The sequence below is a fragment of the Streptomyces sp. NBC_00057 genome (genome assembly GCF_045041165.1).
Lineage (GTDB): Bacteria > Actinomycetota > Actinomycetes > Streptomycetales > Streptomycetaceae > Streptomyces.
The window spans coordinates 8153387-8176657 of record NZ_CP108256.1; the positions used below are offsets into that span (position 1 = coordinate 8153387).

General features: G+C 68.2%; 17 protein-coding genes and 1 pseudogene. 6 read left to right on the forward strand and 12 right to left on the reverse strand.

What is annotated here, in order from left to right; all coding sequences use genetic code 11:
• Nucleotides 1-57: 57 nt before the first annotated feature.
• Both OG953_RS38335 and OG953_RS38340 read left to right on the forward strand, forming a co-directional pair.
• On the forward strand, nt 58-723 hold the full coding sequence (locus tag OG953_RS38335) for a response regulator (protein ID WP_405690209.1): 666 nt from the start codon (nt 58-60) through the stop codon (nt 721-723).
• Nucleotides 720-1823 carry a sensor histidine kinase gene (locus OG953_RS38340; RefSeq protein WP_405690211.1) on the forward strand — a complete coding sequence of 368 codons (1104 nt, stop codon included), beginning with the start codon at nt 720-722 and terminating at the stop codon, nt 1821-1823. The genes OG953_RS38335 and OG953_RS38340 overlap by 4 nt, the downstream gene beginning before the upstream one ends.
• Nucleotides 1824-2291: 468 nt before the next feature.
• Here OG953_RS38340 and OG953_RS38345 read toward each other — a convergent pair whose 3' ends face one another.
• Nucleotides 2292-3527 (reverse strand): MFS transporter, encoded by a 1236-nt coding sequence (locus OG953_RS38345; RefSeq protein ID WP_405692306.1) that lies wholly within the window; start codon nt 3525-3527, stop codon nt 2292-2294.
• A gap of 71 nt (nt 3528-3598) precedes the next feature.
• Between OG953_RS38345 and OG953_RS38350 the strand changes: the two genes are divergently transcribed.
• Complete coding sequence (locus OG953_RS38350) at nt 3599-4171, forward strand: CGNR zinc finger domain-containing protein (RefSeq protein ID WP_405690214.1); 573 nt, start codon at nt 3599-3601, stop codon at nt 4169-4171.
• Nucleotides 4172-4279: 108 nt separating this feature from the next.
• On the opposite strand, the gene OG953_RS38355 is transcribed toward OG953_RS38350, so the two are convergent.
• Nucleotides 4280-4510, reverse strand: coding sequence for a hypothetical protein (locus tag OG953_RS38355; protein ID WP_405690216.1), 231 nt, complete (start codon nt 4508-4510; stop codon nt 4280-4282).
• 1074 nt (nt 4511-5584) lie between these two features.
• Here OG953_RS38355 and OG953_RS38360 point away from each other — a divergent pair.
• Both OG953_RS38360 and ltrA read left to right on the forward strand, forming a co-directional pair.
• Complete coding sequence (locus OG953_RS38360) at nt 5585-6868, forward strand: phosphatase PAP2 family protein (RefSeq protein ID WP_405690218.1); 1284 nt, start codon at nt 5585-5587, stop codon at nt 6866-6868.
• Nucleotides 6869-8095: 1227 nt separating this feature from the next.
• A pseudogene (ltrA, locus tag OG953_RS38365) lies at nt 8096-8995 on the forward strand (group II intron reverse transcriptase/maturase); the annotation flags it as partial.
• Between the two features lie 174 nt (nt 8996-9169).
• On the opposite strand, the gene OG953_RS38370 reads toward ltrA, so the two are convergent.
• Entirely contained in the window at nt 9170-10153 is a 984-nt protein-coding gene (locus OG953_RS38370) for a LuxR family transcriptional regulator (protein ID WP_405690220.1), read from the reverse strand.
• A 216-nt stretch (nt 10154-10369) separates the two neighbouring features.
• Here OG953_RS38370 and OG953_RS38375 point away from each other — a divergent pair, with 216 nt between their 5' ends.
• Complete coding sequence (locus OG953_RS38375; RefSeq protein ID WP_405690222.1) at nt 10370-11782, forward strand: aminopeptidase P family protein; 1413 nt, start codon at nt 10370-10372, stop codon at nt 11780-11782.
• Nucleotides 11783-12063: 281 nt separating this feature from the next.
• Here the strand turns inward: OG953_RS38375 and OG953_RS38380 are convergent, their stop codons facing one another.
• The 9 genes from OG953_RS38380 to OG953_RS38420 all read right to left on the reverse strand — a co-directional run bounded on the left by OG953_RS38380 (nt 12064) and on the right by OG953_RS38420 (nt 23255).
• Nucleotides 12064-12309, reverse strand: coding sequence for a hypothetical protein (locus tag OG953_RS38380; RefSeq protein ID WP_405690224.1), 246 nt, complete (start codon nt 12307-12309; stop codon nt 12064-12066).
• Nucleotides 12306-12707: a hypothetical protein gene (locus OG953_RS38385; protein ID WP_405690226.1), complete on the reverse strand. Its 402-nt coding sequence runs from the start codon at nt 12705-12707 to the stop codon at nt 12306-12308. The genes OG953_RS38380 and OG953_RS38385 overlap by 4 nt, the downstream gene beginning before the upstream one ends.
• 69 nt (nt 12708-12776) lie before the next feature.
• Entirely contained in the window at nt 12777-14219 is a 1443-nt protein-coding gene (locus OG953_RS38390; RefSeq protein ID WP_405690227.1) for a dihydrolipoyl dehydrogenase family protein, read from the reverse strand.
• A gap of 1084 nt (nt 14220-15303) precedes the next feature.
• Nucleotides 15304-15762 (reverse strand): CBS domain-containing protein, encoded by a 459-nt coding sequence (locus tag OG953_RS38395; RefSeq protein ID WP_405690229.1) that lies wholly within the window; start codon nt 15760-15762, stop codon nt 15304-15306.
• 207 nt (nt 15763-15969) lie between these two features.
• Nucleotides 15970-16269 carry a hypothetical protein gene (locus OG953_RS38400; protein ID WP_405690231.1) on the reverse strand — a complete coding sequence of 100 codons (300 nt, stop codon included), beginning with the start codon at nt 16267-16269 and terminating at the stop codon, nt 15970-15972.
• Nucleotides 16270-16617: 348 nt separating this feature from the next.
• On the reverse strand, nt 16618-17694 hold the full coding sequence (gene sbnA / locus OG953_RS38405; RefSeq protein WP_405690233.1) for a 2,3-diaminopropionate biosynthesis protein SbnA: 1077 nt from the start codon (nt 17692-17694) through the stop codon (nt 16618-16620).
• Between the two features lie 211 nt (nt 17695-17905).
• The gene (sbnB, locus tag OG953_RS38410) at nt 17906-18976 is read right to left on the reverse strand and encodes a 2,3-diaminopropionate biosynthesis protein SbnB (RefSeq protein WP_405690235.1); all 1071 of its coding nucleotides are present in this window, start codon (nt 18974-18976) and stop codon (nt 17906-17908) included.
• Nucleotides 18973-19977: a TauD/TfdA family dioxygenase gene (locus OG953_RS38415; RefSeq protein ID WP_405690237.1), complete on the reverse strand. Its 1005-nt coding sequence runs from the start codon at nt 19975-19977 to the stop codon at nt 18973-18975. The genes sbnB and OG953_RS38415 overlap by 4 nt, the downstream gene beginning before the upstream one ends.
• 23 nt (nt 19978-20000) lie before the next feature.
• Entirely contained in the window at nt 20001-23255 is a 3255-nt protein-coding gene (locus OG953_RS38420) for a non-ribosomal peptide synthetase (protein WP_405690239.1), read from the reverse strand.
• Nucleotides 23256-23271 lie beyond the last annotated feature (16 nt).

The window sequence follows — 23271 nt, forward strand, 5'->3', positions numbered from 1 at the left end:
GGGCTACCCTCGGCGTGGTACGAACCGGACAGTGGTCCGATGGCGAGTGGAGCACGTGTGATCCGGGTATTGGTGGTCGACGATGAGGCCCTGATTCGTACGGGCTTTCAGCACATTCTCGAAGCGGCGGACGATATCGAGGTCGTGGCGGCGATTCCCGGCGGCCAGGCGGTCCGGACGGCGCAGGAAATACGTCCCGACGTCGTGCTGCTGGACATCCGGATGCCGGACGTGGACGGACTCACTGTCCTGGCCGGCCTCCGTCGGCTGCCGCACCCTCCGGTGGTGGCCATGCTTACGACGTTCGACATGGACGAGTACGTGGCAACGGCACTTCGCTCGGGCGCCGCGGGCTTCCTGCTCAAGGACACCGACCCCGAGGAACTGCCGTACCTGGTGCGGACCCTGGCCGACGGCGGCACCGTACTGTCGCCCAAGGTCACCCGGACGGTGGTGAACGGCTACCTCGAGGCCGGCTCCCAGGAACCCGCCGCCCGCAGCCTCGACCGGCTGACCGACCGCGAGCGCGCCGTACTCGTCCTCGTCGCCGAAGGACTGTCCAACACCGACATCGCCACACGGATGCACCTGAGTACCGGCACGGTCAAGGACCATGTGAGCGCCATCCTCACCAAGCTGGAGGTGGGGAGCCGTGTCCAGGCCGCCCTGCTCGCCGAACGGGCCGGCCTTCTCAAGCCGCCTCGGGATCAGGAGGGCGGATGATTCCCCGCGGCCTGCCCGCCCCGCTGGTGGACGCCGCCCTCGTCGGAGTCACGCTGCTCGATGTCTGGGTCAATGTTCACACTGACGAGCCGCTACGGCTGGCCTTCGCCCTGACCGCTGCCTTCGCTCTTCTGTTGCGCCGTCGCCTGCCGCTGCTTACTTTCCTGCTCACCCTGCCCGCCGTCCTGTTCTCCGACGCGATCTTCGCGGCGCTGGCCGCGCTGTACACACTCGCCTCACTCAGCCGCCACCGCACCCTGCTGGCCGGCTGTGCCCTGGTGTTCACGATCAGTGACATGACCTCGTGGCCGTCACCGAGATTCGACCTGTCGGACATGCCGACCCTGATCACTCTGGGTTACACGGCGGCGACGGTGGCCGCTCCCGTCTTTCTCGGCCGGCTCGTCCAGACCCGGCGTGATCTGTCTCTGCGGATCGCCGAGATCTCCGAGGCGCGTGATCATGAGCGGCTCCTGACCGACCAGACCGTGCTGGCCAAGGAGCGCGCGCAGCTCGCCCGGGAGATGCATGACGTGGTCTCACACCAGGTCAGCCTGATTGCGGTGCGGGCCGGAGCGCTCCAGGTCAGCACCCGGGACGCCGAAGTCAAGGAAGCCGCAGCCACGATCCGGCGGTTGAGCGTACAGACGCTGGACGAATTGCGGCACATGGTCAGCGTCCTGCGCGCTTCCGGGGGCCGCCTCACGGAGCTGACTCCGCAGCCGTCCCTGGCCGACCTGCAGCGGCTGGTCGACAGCAGCGGCATCGAGGCCGAGTTGCAGACGGACCTGCCTGACGGCCTTCCGCCGACCGTCCAGCGCGCCATCTACCGCACCGTCCAGGAGGCGCTGACCAACGTACGCAAGCACGCCCCCGGCGCTACCGCGACGGTTCACATCTGCCACGAGGGTGGCGCCGTCCGTGTCACAGTCACCAATACCGCACCGACCCGGCCCGCTCTCCCTCTGCCCAGTGCGCACTACGGCCTGGTCGGCCTGCGTCAGCGCGCCGCGCTCCTCGGTGGCACTGTCACCTCCGGCCCGACGGCCGACGGCGGCTACGGACTGCGCCTGGAGCTTCCAGCCATGGGCACGTCGTGACCAGGTGGCACGAGTGCAACGGCGTGGTCCGCGATTGAGGCCCCGACGTGCTGGCCTGGCGGGATGGCTGGTAGTTGATCAGAGGGCGTCTCGCCGGGCGAGTACCAGCGCGGTGCTCAGCTCGCGGCGGGTCGGCCGGTGAGCGGAGCGGTCCGATACCGGCGAGGTGATCGCGCATTGGGTTTCGGCGCAGTCCTCGCGTCGGGTGGTGTAGCGCTGGAGCGGGCGCCACTGCCGCAGTTCGGCGTTGGTGTGCTCGACGCAGATCCGGGCCGAGGACTGCCGTGACGCAGCCGGGGAGCCTGATGCTCTGCCAGATCCAGCCTTCGTCGATGAATGCCTGCCAGGCGGGGCATCTCCACGTGGCAGCGTTCGCGAAGCTCCCCCATGGCGCTCGCGGTAACACTGCGCAGTACTGACCTGGGCGACCGGTGAACCTCTGCAAGACGAATCCGGAGATGGCCCGACTTACCGCATTGGGGTGTTCTGACTCCGCGGGTGGGGTGCCGAGGCGGGGCAGGTGGCCCTGAAAGCAGCGGTACGGGCGAGGACGGGCTGGGCGGCGGCCAGGGCCAGGCAGACGGCGGCCATAGTCGTCCACAAGGCGGTCGCCCCGGAATGCTGGAGGAGTTGCGTGCCCACCAGAGGAGCTGTGACCCCGGCAATTCCCCAGCTGGTGCCATAAACGGCCATGTAACGCCCGGTGCCGCCCGGGGGAGCCAGGCCTGCGACAACGGCGTAGGCCCGCCCGATCAGCAGCAGATCACCGAGGCTCCACACGACGGTCGATGCGAGGAAAGCCTCCAGTGTGTGCGCCATGGCGTAGCCGGCCAGTCCGAGTGACATCAGTGCGTAGCCCGCAGTGAAGGCGGCCGGCGATGAGAGGGTGGACAGGCGTTTTAAGCGCAGCAGCGGCTGGCCTGCCACGACGGTAACGGCCGATGTGGTCAGCAGGAGCCCCGCGTCGGCCGGTTGCATGCCGCGGTCGGCCAGTGAAAGGGGGAGCGTGATCATGATTTGGAGGTAGACCAGCGCGAACACCGTGCCGGAGGCGAGCAGGGTAATCAGCCCGCGGTCCTTCCACGGCGCGACGCTCTTGCCTTCCTGCGGCGTTCGCTTTCCTCTGGGTTGGTCGGCAGGCAGGGCGATGCGCACGACGATTGCGCAGGTCAGGCACGTCACGGCGTCGACTACGAAAAGCCAGCGCAGGTCCCACCGGCCCAGCCCCGCCGCGATCAGGCCGGCGGCCATTCCGGCCACAGCCAGGGCGGCGTTCAGGAGGCTGTAGGCGCGTACGCGTTCGGTGGCGCCCACGGCATCGGCGATCATCGCCTGGCTCGGCGGCTCGTAAAGCTCGAAGACGAACCCGAGCAGTACCGCGAAGCCGATGGCCGCTGCCAGGCTGTCCGCAGTGGCGATGCCCAACTGGGCCACGGTACAGCCGGTCAGACCCGCGACGATCGTTCGGCGTCTTCCGAGTCGGTCGGCCAGGTGCCCGCCGGCCAGGCGCGAGGGAATGGTCGCAAGCCCGAAGGCGGCTGACGTGAGTCCGGCGGTGGCGGTGCTCGCGCCGAACCGGGTGGTGACCAGCACAGCGAGGAAGGGCAGAGAGAACGCCCCCAGACGGTTGACGGCCCGGGCCGCGATAAGCAGCCACACCGCAGGAGGCAGCCGCTGTCCTGTCGGCAGGAAGTGCATGGACATCCCGGTGGTCACTGATGAATCGGATAATGTCAGTGACAACGCTAGAGCCCGAGGGAGTGACCGGTCAAGTGATGTTCGACAGTCACGTAGTGACGCTGCTGGATGTGTCCGTCTCGCTCGTGAATGCGTTGACCGACGGAAGCCGGCGCGGCAGGCCCTTCAGTGCACCGCGCGGCGAGGCGCTCCACGGTGCGGTGGTAGCCGCACTGCCCTCCGCCACGAACCCTGGTGACCTCGATCAGGAACAGGCTGCTTATCTCGCGCGCACAGCCCATCAGATGCGGAGCGTTTTCGAAGCCGTCGACGGAGGACACATCGACGACGCAGCCGGCACGCTCAACGTCCTTCTGCGCTCCACCGGCGCCCGCCCGCAGATGGACCGCGTTCCGGGCGAGCCGTGGCAAGTCCACTTTCACGGCGCCGACGACTCCCTCGCCGTGGGGTGGAGTGCCGGATGCGCCACGGCGCTCGCACTCGCCGCCGGCAGCGAACTGGCTGGCCGCCTCGGCGTCTGCCAGGCTCCTCAGTGTGACCGGGTCTACGTCGACAACTCACGCAACGCGGTCCGCCAGTTCTGCTCCACCGCCTGCCAAAGTCGCGTCAAAGCAGCTGCCTTCCGCGCTCGGAAGGCCCGCCAGCGGTGACCTGACCCGCCGCGAAACCCAGCTCGGTCGGTGGGAGGGCTCCGTCGTCCACGACGGCGTCAGGACACCAGCCGGCGGGTAGCCCAGGAGACGCGATCCCGGGGCCGTTCACGGCACGCAGCGTGGTGGCGAGGGCCGCGGGCCCCCGTCCGTGGGTGCGTCGATCACTGTGGCTTTGTAGTCGAGGAGCCGGTCGCGAAGCAAGTCGAGTAACTCGGCGGCGCCTGCCTGGTGAGCGCCGACGGTGCGGTACTCGCGTGGTACTTCGGGCGGCGCGGGATGCCCGGCGGCCGCGTTGGCGGCGCGGATGCGGCCGAGGACCTCTTCGCGGGCGCTCATCGCTGCTCTCCTCGCTCACAGGCCCACCACTCGCGGAAGGTCTCGATGGGTGGTCGGGGGATGTCTCTGCTGGTGGTCCAGGCCGACAGGGGCGGCGGCAGTGCACTGATCCGGCCCCGAGCGCCGGCCCAGCAGACGGCCGGCGCGGGCAGCCTGCTCTGCGACGGCGAACCTGGCGGGAGAAACCAATACCCGGCTCGCGGCTGCCATGGCTGCTGCCTCCGCGGTGGGGACGCTCACGTCGACGCTGAGCGTCGACGTGAGCGGCGCGCAGCCGCACGAGCATGGAGGGAATGTCGATGCGCACGGGGCAGACCGGGGCGTCGCTGCCATGCGATGGCTGCACCGGCACCCCGGCATCGCGTGTGGTCCGGCGACCGGCACTGGACTGTGGGGGGTGTGCCACCTGGTTGGACTTGTGTCTCACCAGGGTGCACGGTACCTCCGAAGGCGCTTCGAGCCCCATCGCCTGATCGTCGGCGAAGTGGAGCGACTTGAGGCCCTCGTCCGGGGCGTGGCGGACCACGAGGAACTGGTCGCGATGCAATAGCCGGTGGACGGCGCACAGCCGCTGCCCGTCGGGGCCGGACAGCTGGGCGTTGTGGCCGAGGGCTAACATGCCGACGGTCCCAGTCGACGTGACCGTTGTTCCAGGCTTCGTCACCAAGGGAGAACTGATCGCTGTATTCGGCGTGTTGGCGGTATGTCAACGCCCCCGCCCAGGCAGCCAGTTCACGGTCTTTTGCACACGCTTTAGAGCCAGTGGGTAACCCGTGTCGCCCTCGATGCCCGCCGGGCATCGAGAGTTTCGTGGTCATTCCCGAGACGCTGGACCATCGAGCCAGGATCGACTGACCTTCGCACCACCCGTGACCAGCGAACCCACCCACACCGCCCCGATAGCATGTTCGAACTCACGACGAGCGCCCTCACCGCCCGTCCTTCACCGGAAAACCATGCTATCCGGCATGAAGAGTGACCCATTCAAATAAAATCTAACAAAGCGGCCAAACAATGGTGTTTTCGCGAATAAACTGCAGAAGTACGTTCGCCGCGTGGCGTCAACCGCGGGCGATGCTGTGGGCCACGGCGGGTATGGCGACCCTCGGATTCCTCATCGCGCTGGAGATTGCCGCGCGTCGCTACGGTCTGCCGGGGCCGATCACCAGCCAGGTGCAAGAGTTGGTATTCGCCCCCAAATCGGGTTTCCTGTTGTACGCCAGTATGGCGTTGATGATGGTGGTGCTCACCTGGCGGCAACGGTTCATCGCGGCTGGTGCCGCGATCGGCATCGACGTCACCTTCTTGCTGGTGCGGTGGGCGGCCGACGCCAAGGTGACCGACGGCCACCCCTTCGGCAACGGCGCGTTGTGGGTGATTTTGGGCTATGCGGTCATCGCTATCACGCGCCGCACAGGCCGGGAACGTGTCCTGCTGCTGAAGGGTGTCGGGCTGGGCCTGTTGCTGGTGGCCGGCCGCAAGGCTGGCGATACCTGGCTACTCATCACGTCGAAGACCCGTCCGGCGGTGCTCGACCAGTACGTGGCAACCGCCGATCACGCGCTGGGCAACCCGTCGTGGCTGGCAGGCCGGATTGTCACAGCCACCGGCTCGATCGGCGCCCATTTTCTCGACTCCGTCTACACTCTGCTTCCGGTGGCCGCGGTCGTCGTCACGGTGTACCAGCTACGTCGCGTGGCGGTCGAGCGTCGCTTCCCGGGCCACCATCTGGTGCGCACCTTTCTGGTCATCGGCCTCCTCGGGCCGGGCATCTACATGATCTTCCCCGTGGTCGGGCCGATCTTCGCCTACGGCGCCGATGGCGGGCACTGGGCGGTGGCCAACCTGTGGCCGGACACGCCGCCGCCGATCAATACTCCGCACCACATGCCATTCGACGAGATCACCCCACGCAACTGCATGCCCAGCTTGCACACAGCGTGGGCTACCGCGATCTTCATCCATTCCCGCAAGGGCCCACGGATTCTGCAATTCGCAGGCGCGTGCTGGCTGATCGCCACGCTCGGCGCGACGCTGGGCTTCGGCTACCACTACGGCGCGGATATCGTTGCCGGTGTGGTGTTCACGTTTACGATCGAGGCAGCGCTGCGCTCGCTCGAACGTGGCTGGGACCGGTCAGGAATCCAGCTGGTCACCTACGGTGCAACGGTCTTCACTGCACTCTTGGTGTCATATCGCTATCTGCCGATGGAGATGGCCAAACATCCGTGGGTGTTTGGACCACTTCTCCTTCTGGCGATGGCCTCAGTGGTCCACGGCTACGTACGGACCACCAAACGGTGGGAACCGAAGGCCGCACCAGCGCGGCAACCGGAACCGCAAACCGAACTAGTTTGAGTCATGTTGCATCAGGAGGTGTGCGAGCTCCAGGCGCGACTCGTAGATCACCTGACTTCGCGTCGTCGCCGACCAGTAGGTCCCCGAATAGTGCTTCGATCCCTTGTACCGGCGGAACGTCCGCCACGGATCGGCCGAACGCAGCAGATCGAGCGAAGCAGGCGACCACATCTGGTCCTTGACGACTTCACCGTCTCGATGACGAACACTGAGTGTGACGGCAGGACCGTTCATGGCACACCCCCAGCGCGGGCCAGAAAGGCCGCACCACCAAGACACCCGTGGAAGGTCTACCTTACGGTCGACTCACTCCAAAGAGTGAACAGGCTGACCAGCCGGTCTCGAATCCGTGGCCGATCGGCCGCCGAGTGGCCACCCGCCGTGAGATTCGGCCACTCAATCTGAGATCCCACATGGATGACAGTGGTCACAGTTCGTGTCCGCTGTCATCCAATTAACCTCGATCTTTCGTACGCCCAGCAGGACTTGGAGGTTGGCCATGTAGTTGGTTGATCGCTGGTTCGTAAGCTCGTCGTCACCTGCCGGTGTGAGTCCGGCCCGGGTAGCTGCCAGGAGGCCCGGTAGCAGGCTGGCGGCGTCGGGGGGAAACGCCCGGCGTCGAAGTCCAGCGTCGAAAGCCCTGTGAAGGGGGAGCAAAGAAGCGGTCCGTAGCATCACGCGAAGCCTGCGGCGTCGTTAGAGGCCCGCCCGTGAGGGTGGGGACAGGGGAGCCGAGCCCCCGAAATCAGGGCGAAGGCCACGGAAGCGGTGAAGATCTTGGATGGCTGCCGCGAGGGACTCCCCGGCGTATGGGGCACGGAACGTTTCGACGGTGACGGCGGGAACTGGGGAGGCCCTCCCCGGCCCGGCAGCCTGCGGCAAGAGTGCTGTCGGGAGCATCGCGACCTATAACCGGGTGCACCCCGGGAAGGGGAAGTGGGCTGGGTGGGCGTCGGAGGCGGCCGTAGTACTGCTTGAGCCGGACGGACAACACAACCGCCGGTGAGGGAAGGGCCGCTGCTTCGTCGATGCGTTTTGCTGAAGTGGAGGGGCCCGGTGAGTGCCCGCGTGGCTAGTCCCGCCGTCGGGGGACGTTCTCCCTCGGATCCGGTCCGTGCCTTGCAGCATGCGCTCTACCGGGCGGCCAAGGCCGATCCCGGACGGCGGTTCCACGCGCTGGGGGACAAGGTCCACCGCAGGGATGTCCTGGCGCGTGCATGGTCGACGGTGCGTCGCAACAACGGCGCTCCGGGCATCGACTCGGTCGATCTCGGGCAGGTCGAGGAGTACGGGGTCCCCCGACTCCTCGACGAGCTGGCCGCGGAGTTGAAGGACGGCAGGTGGCGGCCGCTTCCGGCTCGCCGGGTGTTCATTCCCAAGCCCGGCACGTCGGAGCAGAGGCCCTTGTCGATTCCGGCGGTTCGTGACCGCATCGTGCAGGCGGCGCTGAAGATCGTGCTCGAGCCGGTCTTCGAGGCGGACATGCTGCCGTGCTTTTTCGGGTTCCGGCCCAAGCGCGGCGCGCACGATGCCCTCCAGGTCTTGATCGATGAGTCCTGGCGGGGTCGGCGATGGGTCGTCGAGACGGACATCGCCAACTGCTTTGAAGCGATTGACCATGAGAAGTTGATGCACGCGGTCGAGGAACGCGTCTGTGACCAGTCAGTCCTGAAGCTTTTGCGCGCGATGCTGCGGGCCGGAGTCATGGAGGACGGACAGGTCCGCCGGCCGGTCACTGGCACTCCGCAGGGCGGGGTGGTATCGCCTCTGCTGGCCAACATCTTCCTGCACCGGATCGACCGGGCCTGGGAGACACGGCAGCACGGGGTGCTGGTGCGCTATGCCGACGACGCGCTGGTGATGTGCGCGACCCGTGGGCAGGCCGAAGCCGCCTTGGAACGGCTGACGTGCCTGCTGGCCGACCTCGGTCTGGAACCGAAGGCGGCCAAGACCAGGATTGTTCACCTGGCGCTGGGAGGCGAGGGATTTGATTTCCTTGGTTTTCATCACCGTCTGGTGGCGTCCCGGTCCCGTGACGGGAAGCGCCCGGTGACCTTCCTCGCCCGCTGGCCTGCGAGCAAGGCGATGCAGCATGCCCGCGACCGGGTCCGTGAACTCACGGAACGACGCAGGCTGTTGCTGTCCGTCGAAGGGGTCGTGCAGGACGTGAACGCGTTCCTGCGGGGCGGGTGTTTCGCATCGGGCCCGGTCGACGCGATCCGCCATGTGGCGACAGTCCTCGGCGCCGTCGACCGAGCAGGTTCGAGCTGCTCGCCTTGGTTTCGTCCGCCAGTGTGCGAGTCACAACCATCCGCAGCGCTGTGCCTGCAAGGCCATCTGGAAGCGGTTCGCGGCGCCCAGCTGGGCCATCAGGATCTGCAGGCGGCGGAACAGCGTGCGGCGGCTGATTCCCAGCTCGCGGGCGATGACGTCGTCGTTCGCGCCGCCCGCGAGAAGCCACAGCAGACGGCGGTCGGCAGGTGGCAGACCGCCTGGGCGGGTGGTGCGGCCGTGGAACGGCAGGGCCTTCTGCCAGGACTGCTCGAACAGTGCCACGAGCGCGGAGAGCAGTCCGCACGGCTGCACGACCAGCATGGTGTTGTGCACGTCGGCCTCTTTGATCGACAACGACACGAGCGCGTACGCCTCGTCGATGATCACGAGTTTGACCGGCACCGACGGCAGTACTCTGGCCTGTTCGCCGGCCTTGATGCACGGTTCGATGACCTCTTTCAGATGGCCCGGATGCTCCAGCGACTCCCGCGAGTACACGACACGCTGCGTCACACCGCGGGCGAGTGTGGCCAGCGCGTCGTCCGTGGCCCCGGACAAGGGGAAGTACGGCGGTGACTCGAACTGCCGGATCTGATCGCGGGCGCTCGCCCAGGCGCGACGAATCCTGGGGCCGATGGCCTCGCCGGTGACGACCTCGACGAGATTGTCGTTGTACGCGGCGAGCCGCTGTCGCCGAAACGACTCGAACGCGCCGCCGACGGTGATGCGCGACTCCTCGACCTCGGCCACCCGGTGCCGGGCGAGGATCTCCAGGCCCGCGGTGGGCGGAACCGGCGCCACGACGTCCCCGCCCTCCTCGGCGGCACTGGCCAGACCGGAGTCGACCAGCGCGCCGTACGCCGTGGCGAGTTCCGCAGCGCCCAGACCGGCCGCGGTTCCGATCGCACTCAGCGGAGCGGGGGCCAGCTCCAGAAGCGCCAGATAGACCTGGGCCGCCGCGTGATCGATTCCCAGAAGCCGAAGGGCCTCGCCGAGTTTCGCGTTCGTCATACGCCGCATTATCGACGATTCTGTCAGTACTGTGGCCGATCTGTGCCAGTGGCAGTCTTCGGCACCAAACGGGCGCGGTGCGGGATACCGTCCGGGAGCCGCCATCGACCGGCGGCAGCGAGGGCGCCCGGGCCGCACCGGGAGGGATCTCGGCCTGTCCGCAGGTCCCCCTCTGCCCTCGCCGCTGAGGAACCCACCCAGAAGAAGGTGTATGACGTGGCGAAAGGCCGAAAGAACGGTCTCTACTCAGGGATCTCCGAGGAACTGTCCGCTCTGATGCGGACGGGGTGGGCGGACACCGAGCAGCACGACCTGCGGCTCGGCGAGCAGGCTCCGTACGCGGCCCGCCGCCGCGCCGCGCTCTCCGCGCGCTTCCGCGGCGAACGCCTCGTGATCCCCGCGGGGAATCTCAAGGTCCGTTCGAACGACGACACCTACCCGTTCCGCCCGTACTCGGGCTACGTGCACATGACCGGAGACCAGGCTCGGGACGGCGCGCTCGTCCTGGAACCCCGTGCGGACGGCGGCCATGACGCCTACTGCTACCAGCTGCCGCGGGACAGCAGGGACAACGACGAGTTCTGGACCGGCGCCACGGCGGAGCTGTGGATGGGCCGGCGCCGCTCCCTCGCCGAGTCGGAGCTCGTGCTCGGTCTGCCCTGCCGGGACGTCCGCACGGCGGCCGGTGACCTGGCCGCCGCCTCCGGTGCGCCGACCCGGATCGTCCGGGGCCTCGACCCGTCCCTGGAGGCCGCCGTCACCACAGATGAGGAGCGCGACGCCGAGCTGGAAGAGGCGCTCAGTGATCTCCGCCTCGTCAAGGACGACTGGGAGATCGCCGAGCTCCGCGAGGCCGTGGACTCCACCGTGCGCGGATTCACCGATGTGATCGGTGAGCTCTCCCGGGCGATCGCGTCGTCCGAGCGGTGGATCGAGGGCACGTTCTTCCGCCGCGCACGACTCGAGGGCAACTCCGTCGGCTACGGCTCGATCTGCGCCGCGGGCGAGCACGCCACGATCATGCACTGGACGGACAACGACGGTCCGGTGCGCCCGGGGGACCTGCTCCTGCTCGACGCCGGCGTGGAGACGCATACCCTCTACACCGCCGACGTCACCCGCACGCTTCCGATCAGCGGGACCTTTACGCCCCTGCAGCGCAAGGTCTACGACGCGGTGTACGAGGCCCAGGAGGCCGGCATGGCCGCCGTCAAGCCGGGCGCCGCGTACCGCGACTTCCACGAGGCGTCCCAGCGCCACCTGGCGGCCCGGCTGGTCGAGTGGGGCTTCATCGAAGGCCCGGCCGACCGCGCGTACGAACTGGGCCTCCAGCGCCGCTTCACCATGGCGGGCACCGGTCACATGCTCGGTCTGGACGTCCATGACTGCGCGCAGGCCCGGCACGAGGAGTACGTCGACGGCGTGCTGGAGCCGGGCATGGTGCTCACCGTCGAGCCCGGCCTGTACTTCCAGCCGGACGATCTCACCGTGCCCGAGGAGTGGCGCGGCATCGGCGTCCGGATCGAGGACGACCTGGTCGTCACCGACGACGGTCATGAGAACCTGTCAGCGGGCCTGCCGCGATCGGCGGACGACGTCGAGGCGTGGATGGCCCGATTCGCGGGTTGAGCGCGTCGAAGAAGGGGCCTGGCGCCTGATCCCCCCGGATCGAACGGGTGCCGACCGGCAACGCCTAGGCCTGCCACAGGGGCCCAGCCCGGCAAGCTGTCCTCGGGGGCCTCGTCGCAACCGGCGAACCGGCCCGGGCCCACCGGGCCCCAGGTCAAAGGTGCGGCCGAACGTTTGCCCCGCACCCGCAGGCTGGCCACTGGCCAGCCGCGTCGACAACCCCATGGGCCGATGCGCCTGGTCCGTGACCGCTGCGGCGCCCGGACGACGGCCCCGGCTCGTCATCGCCCGTCCAGCAGGGACCGCGGTCCCACGGCGAGACGTTCGTACTCGGCGGGCAGGTTGTAGATCTGCCCGCAGATCCGGATGCCGCCGCCGTCCGGCCAGGGCCAGGTCAGCACCCGGCAGTCCAGCCGGGTCGCGATCTCCTCGCGCAGGGCGGCAGCCTCGGCATGGGTGCGGGCGAGGCCGGGCGGCAGGCGCAGGGCCCGCATGGCGAGGCGGTCGTCGACGGGCAGTGCGGTCACACCCGGGATGCGGGCGAGAAGTTCGGCGCCGTGGCCCGCCAGAGCGCTGTTGTGGGCGCGCACGCGTTCGGGGCCGGGGCCGACGAGAAGGTCGAGGCCCTCGGGGCGGCGAGCCAGCCGGTGTAGTCGGTGGCCGGTACTCGACCGCGCGAGGGAAGGCGCGGTCGTCCTCCCTGGAGGGAACGGGGGCGGGCACCCGTTCCCGGTGAGTGGGGGGACACCGCGAGCAGAGCGCTGCCCGGCGGGGCGTCCGCCCACTGGCGCAGATTGCCGAACCAGAAGTCGGGCCCGCCGCCGCGATGCTCGGCCAGGAACGCGAACACGCTCCCCGACGGGGTCAACTCCCGGCAGGTCTCCCACACATCCGGCCCGACCGTCTCCCCGGCCCATTCCCCCATCGCCACAAGAAACAGTCCGGCCCCGACGCCCGCCCGCCAGGGCCAGAACCCAAGATCTTCATGAGTCTTCTAGTTCCGGTGATAGGCGGCGAGGAGGAAGAGCCAGATCTCGCTGACGGTCGGGAAGCAGGCGACCGCGTGCCGCAGTCGTTTGAGCGGGACCTCGCCGGCGACGGCGATGGTCGCGGAGTGCAGCAGTTCGCTGATTCCGTAGCCGACGAAGGTCACCCCGAGCAGGACCTCCCGGTCGAGATCGACCACCATCCGGGCGTGGCCCTGGTAGCCGTCGGCGTAGAGGTTGGCGCCCTGGGCGGCGTTGAAGTCAAGGTCGACGACCTTGGTGCGGTGCCCGGCCCGGGCTGCTTCCTCGGCGGACAGGCCCACCGCGCCCGCCTCGGGGTCGGTGAAGAAGACCTGCGGCACGGCGTGCTGGTCGGCGGTGGTGGCGTGGTCGCCCCAGGGGGCGTCGTCCAGTGGGAGGCCGGCGGCGCGGGCGCCGATCGCGTCGCCCGCTGTCCGGGCCTGGTACTTGCCCTGGTGGGTGAGGAGAGCGCGGTGGTTGACGTCGCCAAGGGCGTACAGCCAGTCGCCTTCGACGCCGCGGACCAGACAGGTTGTGTCCACGTCCAGCCAGGAGCCTGGGGTGAGGCCGACCGTGTCCAGGCCGATGTCGTCGGTGTGGGGGGCGCGGCCGGTGGCGAACATGACTTCGTCGGCCTCCAGCTCGCTGCCGTCGTCGAGGGTGAGGGTGACCGAGTCGGGGCGACGCAAGGCGGTCACCTGCACTCCGATCCGCACGTCCACGCCCGCCTGAGTCAGGCCGCGTGCGATGAGCTCACCCGCGAAGGGTTCCATGCGGGACAGCAGGGAGTGGCGGGCCAGCAGAGTGACCTGGGAGCCGAGGCCCTGCCAGAGGGTGGCCATTTCGACGCCGACCCCGCCGCCGCCGACGATGGCGAGGCGGGCGGGGACGGCACTGGAGTCGGTACCGTGCCGGTTCGTCCAGGGGCGAGCCTCATTGATACCCGGGATGTCGGGCAGCACCGGGCGGCTGCCGGTGGCGATGGCCACGGCGTGCCGGGCGGTGAGGGTGTGGCGTGCGCCGTCGTCCCGGGTGACCGTGACCCGGCGGGGGCCGTCGATCCGGCCGTGGCCGCGGAAGAGGTCGGCGCCGATGGACTTGACCCACTTGGCCTGTCCCGTGTCGTCCCAGTCGGAGACGTAGTGGTTGCGGCGGGCGAAGACCCGGGCGGTGTCGAGTCGGCCGGTAACGGCCTGCCGGGCGCCGTCCACCCGCTGGGAGTCGGCGACGGCGACTACCGGCCGTAGCAGTGCCTTGCTGGGGACGCAGGCCCAGTAGGAGCATTCACCGCCGACGAGTTCACGCTCCACGACGGCGACGGTGAGGCCGGCGGCACGGGCGCGGTCTGCGACGTTCTGTCCGACCGGGCCTGCGCCCAGCACGATCACGTCATGCGTTCCATTTGCTAAATTTTTTGGGGATTCATCCATTTCTCTATCGCATCACGATCAGCGATTGATTGCTCAGTCATGGGTTGCGTTGCCTGGCGACAGGCCTCCGTCCGCGCCGACGGACAAGCTCTCCCAGTAGCCGGATGAGCTTCCCCGGTGCCGGCTTCTGGGGACCACGACGCCGAGTGTCACGCCCGGCCCGAACGGTTGCGGCCGTCGGCCTGGAGACCCCGGACCGTCGGCCTGGGCCGGGCCGTAGCATCCCGCTCCTGCCGGGCCGCAAGGGTGAACGGCTCCCTTGCCGCGTCCCCCAAAGCCGCCAGCGCCACATGCAGTTCGGGGTCGAAAGGGGGCGCATCCCAAGCCTTCGAGACAGGGCCGGGCTCCGGCGGCATGCCACCGACACTCATGACAGGCAATCCCGTCGGGTGAGGGAATACCGGCCGGCATCCCGACCGGAACAGCTCGTCAGCATGTCCGTGCATGTAGGGAACACTCGCGCGAGGTCCATGCGGCGTAGTCAATCAGCTGCCAGGCGGAGGCCACAGCTCCTCAGCGAAGGTCACAGGTCGAGATCACCACCCCGGAGCGTCGTCAAAACTCAGGTTGACGCCCCAAGCGGTGCGCGCCCGGTGCCGCCAGGCATGTGCCGACCACATACCACCGATGACGCCCACGGCTGGTGGCACGACCGCGGCCCGGGGACGGCGACGTGCTCGACCGCTACCCGCTCTGCCACCTCACCCGCGCCGACCTGCTGCGCGACCTGGGCCGCTGCCAGGAAGCCGGACAGGTCGACGGACGCGTCCTGGCACGGGCCGTCAACTCCGCCCCAGCAGGCGCTGCTGAAAGCGGATCGGGTGGGGCCAGATCGCCAGGCGAACCAACGCGGCGTTGGAAACGCATTGCGGGCCTGAGACCAGAGCGCCGTGTGGGCCAGCCAGTGGTCCAGCAACGCGCGGTCGCCCGTCACCGTCACCCGGTCGTCCTCAGGAGGGACGCGGTGGGCATCGCGGACCATGCATTCTGTGTATGCGGCATCTACCAGCTCGGCGCGGCGGCCGAGCGCCGTGCGGATCGGACACCCGGTCGGTGACTGTCTTCCGGCGTTCGAGGAGACGCCTCAGTGTGCGGACTGACCGGACAGTCCAGCGCTCGCGTATACGCGGCTCGCAAACTCGGCTATCTGCTCGTCGCTCAGATTCTTCGCAAGATTGGCCTCCGTGATCATGCCGACAAGGCGGTGGCCGCTCTGGACGTCGATCACCGGCAACCGCTTGATCTGATGTTCCTCCATGGTCGTCAGGACATCGGTGGCGTCCGCTTCGGCATCGATCCAGTGCACCCTGGCATTGAGCGATCCGGCCTGCACGGTTGCCGGGTCGACGCCCTCGGCGCAGCACTTGACGACGATGTCACGGTCGGTGATCAAGCCTGTGAGCTTGTTGTTGTCGCCGCAGATGGGCAGGCAACCGACGTCCAGATCGCGCATCATCTTCGCCACGTCGAACAGCGACTGGTGCGCACCGACACACTGCACGCCGCTGGACATGATGTCTCGCGCTCGCAGCTTCTCAGCCATGATTTCCTCCCGTTCTCGACAGCGTTTGTGTCTCCGTCATCGATCACAACACGAATGGCTCAACTCCGCTCCCCGGAAGCGCCAGTAAGACAGGGAAACCCAGGCCCACCGCGATCGCGCACGGCTCGTACAATCCTTTTGGTTGTCATCGGCCGTCACTTCGGCTCGCCGACCCTACGGCGCCGTCACCATGCGGAACGATGACAGCTATGGCTTCAGGTGACTGAATCCCACCTCGAAGCGCTCGACCGAGACAACCCGTTGGCCTTCCCTCTTTGCGATTTCTTCGCGGAGCCGGGTTGTCCTTTCCTCGCTGGCCTGCATGGTCTGCTCGTCATCCCACAAGGTCAGCGATTTGGCCTTTCCAGAGGCTCGGTCGACGAGGTAGTACACGCCCCGGAAGCCGGGAACCTCCTGGACCTGTTCGAGAGTCTCTTCCCAGTTCACGGTCAGGTCTCCCTGCGCAGGAACCGGTGATCCCTCATAGGTGCTCAGCCTCGCGAACATCGCTGCCACCCCTTCCTGGCCGGCTGCCGGTCGGGGGACAGACAGCCTCAGGATCAGAGTGCTCCGGCATGGCGCACGTCGCATGCCGGCCGAGCAGCCGTTCGCGCCCATCCACCGACCCGGTGGGGGCTGGTCTGCCGGGCCCCGGATGCGCGCCGGGCGGCCAACTGGTAAAGGCGTGCCGAACGCCGACACTGCCTCCACGGAGATTCGTAGGCCCCTCCGGTGGTCACCACTTCCGGGGCGGGGGACGGGACCATTCGTGTCGCCACACCGTATGTGTCGTCACACCGCAGGAATGCCCGGGGCGGCGTCCCCTGTGGTGGGACGCCACACTTCAGCCGCCTCTTACGATCCTGGAGCTGATGGTGCTGGTTCGCATTGCGGTTGCCGGTCTGCGGGGTCCAGCCGCAGACCCCACTGTGGGGGTGGCGCGGGGGAGGCCGCCCAGGAACCGGCGGCCACCTTGTCGGAGCCGAGCACGTTCTCGCCGTAAAGATCCTGCAGCCAGTTGGTCTGGTAAATGGTGTCGAGGTAGCGCTCGCCGAGGTCCGGGCCGATGGCCACTGCGGTGAGTTCGCGCGCGTCATGCCGGGCCAACCAGTCCGTTGCTCCGCTGACCACTGTGCCGGTGGAGCCGCCGAACAGGAATCCGCGCCTGGCCAGACGATGGCAGGTACGGACGGTGTCCGCCTCCTCGACACGTATCACCTCATCCACATAGGACTCGTCGAGCAGCGGCGGGCGCATGCTCATCCCCAGGCCGGGAATCATCCGGCGGCCGGGCGGACCGCCGAAGGACACCGAGCCGACGCTGTCCACCGCGATGATCCGCACGGGCCGGTGCCACTCCCGGAAGTAGCGCGCACAGCCCATCAGGGTCCCGGTGGTGCCGGCCCCGACGAACAGCACGTCCAGTTGCGGGAACTGGCGGGCGATCTCCGGCGCCGTCTTGCGGTAGTGCGCCTTCCAGTTGCTCGGATTGGTGTACTGGCTGAGCCACACGTACCTGTCGTCAGAGGCGCACAGCTCGCGGACGTACTCGATCCGCGCGCCGAGAAAGCCGCCGTTGGCCTCCTGCCCGGCCATCACGTGCACCTGGCTGCCCAACGCCTCCATCATCATCCTGGTCGACAGGTTGCCGCGGGAGTCCGTCACACACAGGAACCGGTAGCCCTTGCTCGCCGCGATCATGCTCAGTGCCACGCCGAGGTTCCCGGACGAGGACTCGACCAGGATCGATTCCGGCGTCAGGACCGCATCCCGCTCAGCGGCCTCCACCATCTCGGTCGCGGCCTTCAACTTGATCGAGCCGGCGAAGTTGAAGCCCTCACACTTCAGGAAGAGCGAGTGCCCGATGATCGACCGAAGGTCGACATAGAGCTCCTCTTCGTTGAAGGCGTAGGGAACGGATACGACGGGCACGATGGTCTCCTCTATCTGGAGCAGAGCACTTTCGGAACGTCCATCCGATCGTGGGCGGGCTTCTCGCTTTGCGGGCGGGAGCCTGTGCCCGACCAAGCCGGACGGGGCCCTGCGTCAGCGGTCGCTGTCTCGTGCGTCAGGACCTGCTGATAATTGAGTGGTGAATCTCCTGGGATCAGCCGTGGATAAGCCTCCTGGGCTCTCGGCCGGCTCATCCGTACCGGCTCAGTTCGTGGAAGAAGTCGTCGACGACGTGCAACTCTCCGCAGCGGACCACTTCGGCGTAGACGTACTTGCCCACCGCGAGATCGAGCACCCCGAGGCCGAAGGGCGAGAACACCACCGGCCGGTCCGCCGGCACCGTCACCCGCCCGGCCATCACGTCGTCCAGCGTGCCGTGCAGGAAGTCCCGGTTGCCCGTGAGTTGCTCGGCCAGATGCGGCGAGGTGTCGGCCTTCAGGCAGTGCTCGATGTCATCGACGATGTTGGTCGAGGCGAGCAGGATCTCCGGCGCGAGGTCGCGCAGCGACACGTGCAGCACCAGCGGATTGTGTGCGAACCACGACAGGTCGCTGACATGCGGCTGACCGGCGACGGTGGCGAAGACCACCAGGTCGCTGTTGCGGATCAACTGCTCGGCGCTGTCGTGCACGGTGATCCGGCCGGCGGTGCCCGACTGCTCCAGGTAGCACCGGAAGCCTGCCGCACTGTCGGCGGACAGGTCGTGCACGCCGATCTCGTCGAACGACCAGCCGGTGCCGACCAGGAAATTGTGGATGTAGCGGGCGATCAAGCCCACCCCGAAGAACCCGACACGCGTCGGGCGTGGCCGGTCGCGGCTGAGCCAGTCGGCCGCCGACGCCGCCGACGCGGCCGTCCTGGTGGCGCTGATGATCGAGCTTTCCAGACAGGCGAACGGGTAGCCCGTGTCGTGGTCGTTGAGGATCAGCACGGCCGAGGCCCTCGGGATGCCGGCCGTCACGTTTTCCGGGAAGCTGGAGATCCACTTCAGGCCGTCCACCTGCACCTCCCCGCCGATCGAGGCGGGCAGTGCGATGATCCGGGAGGACGGGCGGTCGGGGAAACGCAGGAAGTACGACGGCGGGTTCACCGAATCACCGGCGCCGTGCACCCGGTAGGTGGCCTCGACCAACTCCACGATCCGTGTCTCGGATCCGTGCAGCGCGCGCTGGACCTGTGCACCGGAGATCACCGCGAACGGTGGCACGGTGATCGGCGCGGCCATCGCGGACTGTGTTGCGGTGGAATCGATGGTGGTCATCCTGCGGTCACCTCGACGGTCGGCGAGCAATCGGCAAGATGCACCGGGTCGGTCATGGCGACGAGCACTTCGCGCGGTCCCTCGAAGGGCTCCCTGCTGTGCGCGGTGCGGATGTTGTCGACGAGCATCAGGTCGCCGGCCTGCCACGGCTCGCGTGCGGTGTTGGCCTCGTAGACGCTGTTGAGCAGCTGCACGACGTCCTCGCCGATCGGGTCGCCGTTGCCGAAACGGGTATTGAACGGCAGCCCATCGGCGCCGTAGACGTCCACCAGGTACTCGCGCACCTCGGGGGCCATCGTCCACTCGTTGAGGAACGCGATCTGGTTGAACCAGCAGCGCCGGCCGCTGACCGGGTGACGCACCACGGCGCTGCGGCGCTGTCTGGTGCGCAGTCCACCGTCGGGCTGCCACTCGAACGTGATCGCGTTGGCGCGGCAGTAACTCTCGACGGCGCCACGGTCGTCGGTGCCGAACGCCTCGGCGATGGACGCCCCGATCTCTTCGTTGTAGCTGCGGGTGAGCAGCCAGCCCTCCCGCTCGAACCGCTCGGTCAACTCGGAGGGCAGCGCGTCGAGCACGGTCGGTGAGTCGGCCACCGCGGTCGCCCCGCCGTCGGTGGGCGCGCTGTGGCAGACGAACATCATCAGGCCGGGGAACTCAAGCGTGTAGCTCAGTTCGTGGTGCATGCACATCGGCTGGTTCGGCGGCCACTTCGATGAGGAGTACACGCCGTCGGAATAGGTCTGTCGGGGCGCGAAGACCTCCTTCTCGGTCATCAGACCGGTGGCCAGCTCCGAGAAGACGGCGCCGGTCTCGGCCGCGTCGCGCAGCCCGAGGCCGCGGACCAGGACCGAACCGTGCTCGGCGACGACAGCGCGCAGCGCGTCCCGGTGCTCGGCCGCCCAGCTCGGCGCGTCGCCGGTGGCCCCGGCCCGCAGCAGCGGAGGTTTGCCCGGTTCCAGTTCCACGTCGACCAGCGACGCCGTGGACATGAACGACATCTCGATTTCCTTTCAGTTGCCACTCAGAAAGAAGCGAACAGTTCGGCGGCGCGCAGCACGGCCTGTGCCGCCTCGGTCGGACGGGTGTGCAGGAAGTGGTGGCCGCCGTCGGCGAGCTCGTGCAGGTCGACCTGTTCGGCCAGGAGCTGCCAGTCGCGGTACCGGCGCGGGTATTCCGCCGTGCTGGGGTCGTCGGCGGCAATCACCACGGTGACCGGCGCGGACAGCTTCAGCGCAGGCGGGCTGTCCAGGGCGTCGGCGAAATAGCGGTGTGCGGACACACAGTCGTGCCGGTAGGCGGCACCGACGTGCTCGGCGTGCTGCGTGTCCAGCTCAACGAGCTCTGTGTACCTGCTGTCCGCGCTCAGCTCCGCGGCGATCTCGGCGTTGCTGAGCCCGGTCAGCTCGGTGATGGTGGCGCGCCGGTGGGCGGCGTCACCGAGCAGCTGCGCGCCGAGGAACACCCGCTGGACGTCCACCCCGCGCTCCTGAAGCTTTCTGGCCGTCTCCACGGCCAACGCGGTGCCCGAGGAATGACCCCACAGCAGGACCCTGGTCAGGCCGCGCCGGATGATCTCGACGACGACCTGCTCGACCACCTGTGTCATCGGCGTGAGCGGCTCGCTCCCGGTGGCCACGTCGTGACCGGGCATCTCGACGGCGTAGACCGCCGGCCCGCCGCCCGCCAGTGCCCTGGCCATCGGCTGGAAGTTCACCGCGTTGCCGCCGGCGTAGGGGAAGCACACCAGGGCAGCGGCCTGCACACCGTCCGATTCCGACAGTGGCTGAAGCAGCCCGGAGCGCTGCTCGGATCTGCCGTCGACCAGTCCGGCCAGATCGGCAAGGACCGGGTGACGGGTGACGTCCTTGAGGGACACCGCACGGTCCAGGGTGATCGCCAGCTTCACTGCCGACAGCGACGTGCCGCCCCGGTCGAAGAAGTGGTCCCGCCGTCCGATCTGGTTCTGCGGGATGCCGAGCACCTTCGCCCATGCGGCCGCCAGCTGCTGTTCGGTCGGCGTGTTCGGCGCGCGGTAGTCGTCCTGGACGACGTCGAGTTCTTCGGCGAGTGCCCGCAAAGTCTTCCTGTCGATCTTGCTGTTGGCCGTCAGCGGCAGGCTTTCCCGCCAGTGGAAGGCCGACGGGACCATGTACTCGGGCAGCGACTGACCGAGTCGGTCCAGCAGGACGTCGACCTCGAGCGGCTGCCGACCGGAGTAGAACGCCACCAGGTGCTTGCTCTGGTCGGCCCGCTCGGTGACCACCACTGCACCGTCGCGAACACCGGGCGCCCGCAACAGGGTGTTCTCGATCTCGCCGATCTCGATCCGGAAACCACGAATCTTTACCTGGGTATCCCGGCGTCCGAGGAACTCCAGCTTGCCCTCGGGCTGCCAGCGGCCGTAGTCGCCGCCCCGGTAGAGCCGGGCGCCCTCACGGTGCGGATCGACCAGGTAGGCCTGCCGGGTGCGCTCGGGGTCGTTGACGTATCCGCGGCCGACGCAGACGCCGGAGAAGACGATCAGACCGGGGGCGCCGAGCGGCACCGGGGCCAGATGCTCGTCGACGACGTAGACGTGCACGTTGTTCACCGCAGGTCCCAGCAGGACCCGGTCTCCGTCGGGCACACAGTCCATGACCTCGTGGTTGGTGTCGTCCGAGGTCTCCGTCAGCCCGTAGGCGTTGACCAGCTTGATCCCGGGCTGGGCGGCGAACCAGCGTTGCGTGAGCTCCTTCTTCAGCGCCTCGCCAGTGACCGACACACACCGCAGGTCCGGCAGCTCGCGGGGGTGCTGCTGCAGACAGGACACGACGACGTCCAGGTAGGAGGGTACGACCTGGAGGACGGCGACCCGGCCGTCAATGATCTTGTCGACGAACCGCTGGACGTCCAGGATCACCTCCTGCTCCACCAGCAGGGTCCGCCCCCCGACGAGGAGCCCGGACACCAGTTGCCACAGCGAGATGTCGAAGCACTGGGGTGCGGTCTGGGCCACCACCTGTCCCTCGCCGATCTCCAGGTCATCGATCTTGGCGTAGAGGTGGTTGAGCATGCCCGCGTGCTCGCACATCGCGCCCTTGGGCTCACCTGTGGAGCCGGAGGTGAAATAGATGTAGGCGAGCTGGTCCGGTGCGACGCGCAGGCCCAGATCATCGTCGGCGTGCTCCTCCTCGTAGGCTGCGCCGACGAATAGCTTCTGGACCCCGGACAGCGAGTCGAGGGCCTGGTCGAGCGTGGAGGTGCTGCCGGGTTCGGTCAAAACGAGCCCGCATGCGGCACGGGAGAGCATGGCTGCGAGGCGATCGGCCGGGAAATGCGGCTCGATGGGCAGGTACACGCCGCCGGCCTTGAAGACCGCGAGGACGGCGGCCATCCAGTCCAGGTTGCGCTCCGTCACCACCGCGACCACACCCTCGGGGCGCAGCCCCCGCGCCAGCAGGGCTCGTCCCAACCGGTTGGCACGCGCGTTGAGTTCCCGATAAGTCAGCTGCCGTTCCCCATGCACCACCGCGATGGCGTCCGGGTGTGCCGCCACCCGCTGTTCGAACAGCTCGTGGAACCGGCGGTCCGGCAGCTCCCGGCGCGGACCGGCGAGTCCTTCGAGCTGGAAGCGGAGTTCCTCGGCGGAGAGCAGGCTCTGCCGCCCGTGCTCGGCGTCCGGATCGGCGGCGATCAGCGCGAGCGCGGTGAGGTGGTAACCGGCGATCCTGACGGCGCAGTCCGCGTCGAGCGCGTCGGTCCGGTACCGCAGCCGCAGCACGAGGCGGTCTGCGCGTCGCGAAAATCCCACCCACAGCACGGTGTTGCCGGCGAGTTCGCCGCCCAAGCCGTGCGGATCGAACACGGTCTCGACCGACGGTTCGGCCAGGCCCAGCTCGCGCCTGAGCTCATCGACCGGAAAGTCCTTGTGCAACAGTAGACTTGACGCGACTCGATGGGTGTCCAGCAGCAGCGTCCGCCACGAGTCGGGTTCGGTCGTCAGCCGGCAGGGCAGCAGCGGGCCGCCCTCCGCAGTGACGTAGCCGGTCGCGACCTCGTGCTCGCCGGACAGCGCGGCGAGCACCTTGGCGTGCGCGGCCAGCAGCACCGAGTCGAGCGGCACCGCCAGGTCCTCGGCCAACCGGCCCAACGCCGCCACGACGTCGTCCGGGACCGTCGCCTCGTGTTCGCCGACGCCCGTCACCGGATTGAGCGTCCACCGCGGGATTGCGGTGAATCCACCGGCGACGAGCACAGCGCGCCAGAACTCACGGTCGGCCTGCACTTGCATTTCCATCTGCTCGTCCCTCTCC

Excerpts from the sequence above, each read along its gene's own strand:
- OG953_RS38385 (WP_405690226.1), bottom strand. The coding sequence starts at position 12,707 with ATGGGGGAATGGGCCGGGGAGACGGTCGGGCCGGATGTGTGGGAGACC.
- OG953_RS38360 (WP_405690218.1), top strand. The coding sequence starts at position 5,585 with ATGCTGTGGGCCACGGCGGGTATGGCGACCCTCGGATTCCTCATCGCG.
- OG953_RS38340 (WP_405690211.1), top strand. The coding sequence starts at position 720 with ATGATTCCCCGCGGCCTGCCCGCCCCGCTGGTGGACGCCGCCCTCGTC.
- OG953_RS38370 (WP_405690220.1), bottom strand. The coding sequence starts at position 10,153 with ATGACGAACGCGAAACTCGGCGAGGCCCTTCGGCTTCTGGGAATCGAT.
- OG953_RS38390 (WP_405690227.1), bottom strand. The coding sequence starts at position 14,219 with ATGGATGAATCCCCAAAAAATTTAGCAAATGGAACGCATGACGTGATC.
- OG953_RS38345 (WP_405692306.1), bottom strand. The coding sequence starts at position 3,527 with ATGTCCATGCACTTCCTGCCGACAGGACAGCGGCTGCCTCCTGCGGTG.
- OG953_RS38355 (WP_405690216.1), bottom strand. The coding sequence starts at position 4,510 with ATGAGCGCCCGCGAAGAGGTCCTCGGCCGCATCCGCGCCGCCAACGCG.
- OG953_RS38415 (WP_405690237.1), bottom strand. The coding sequence starts at position 19,977 with ATGTCGTTCATGTCCACGGCGTCGCTGGTCGACGTGGAACTGGAACCG.
- OG953_RS38395 (WP_405690229.1), bottom strand. The coding sequence starts at position 15,762 with ATGGCTGAGAAGCTGCGAGCGCGAGACATCATGTCCAGCGGCGTGCAG.
- OG953_RS38350 (WP_405690214.1), top strand. The coding sequence starts at position 3,599 with ATGTTCGACAGTCACGTAGTGACGCTGCTGGATGTGTCCGTCTCGCTC.
- sbnB (WP_405690235.1), bottom strand. The coding sequence starts at position 18,976 with ATGACCACCATCGATTCCACCGCAACACAGTCCGCGATGGCCGCGCCG.
- OG953_RS38420 (WP_405690239.1), bottom strand. The coding sequence starts at position 23,255 with ATGGAAATGCAAGTGCAGGCCGACCGTGAGTTCTGGCGCGCTGTGCTC.
- OG953_RS38400 (WP_405690231.1), bottom strand. The coding sequence starts at position 16,269 with ATGTTCGCGAGGCTGAGCACCTATGAGGGATCACCGGTTCCTGCGCAG.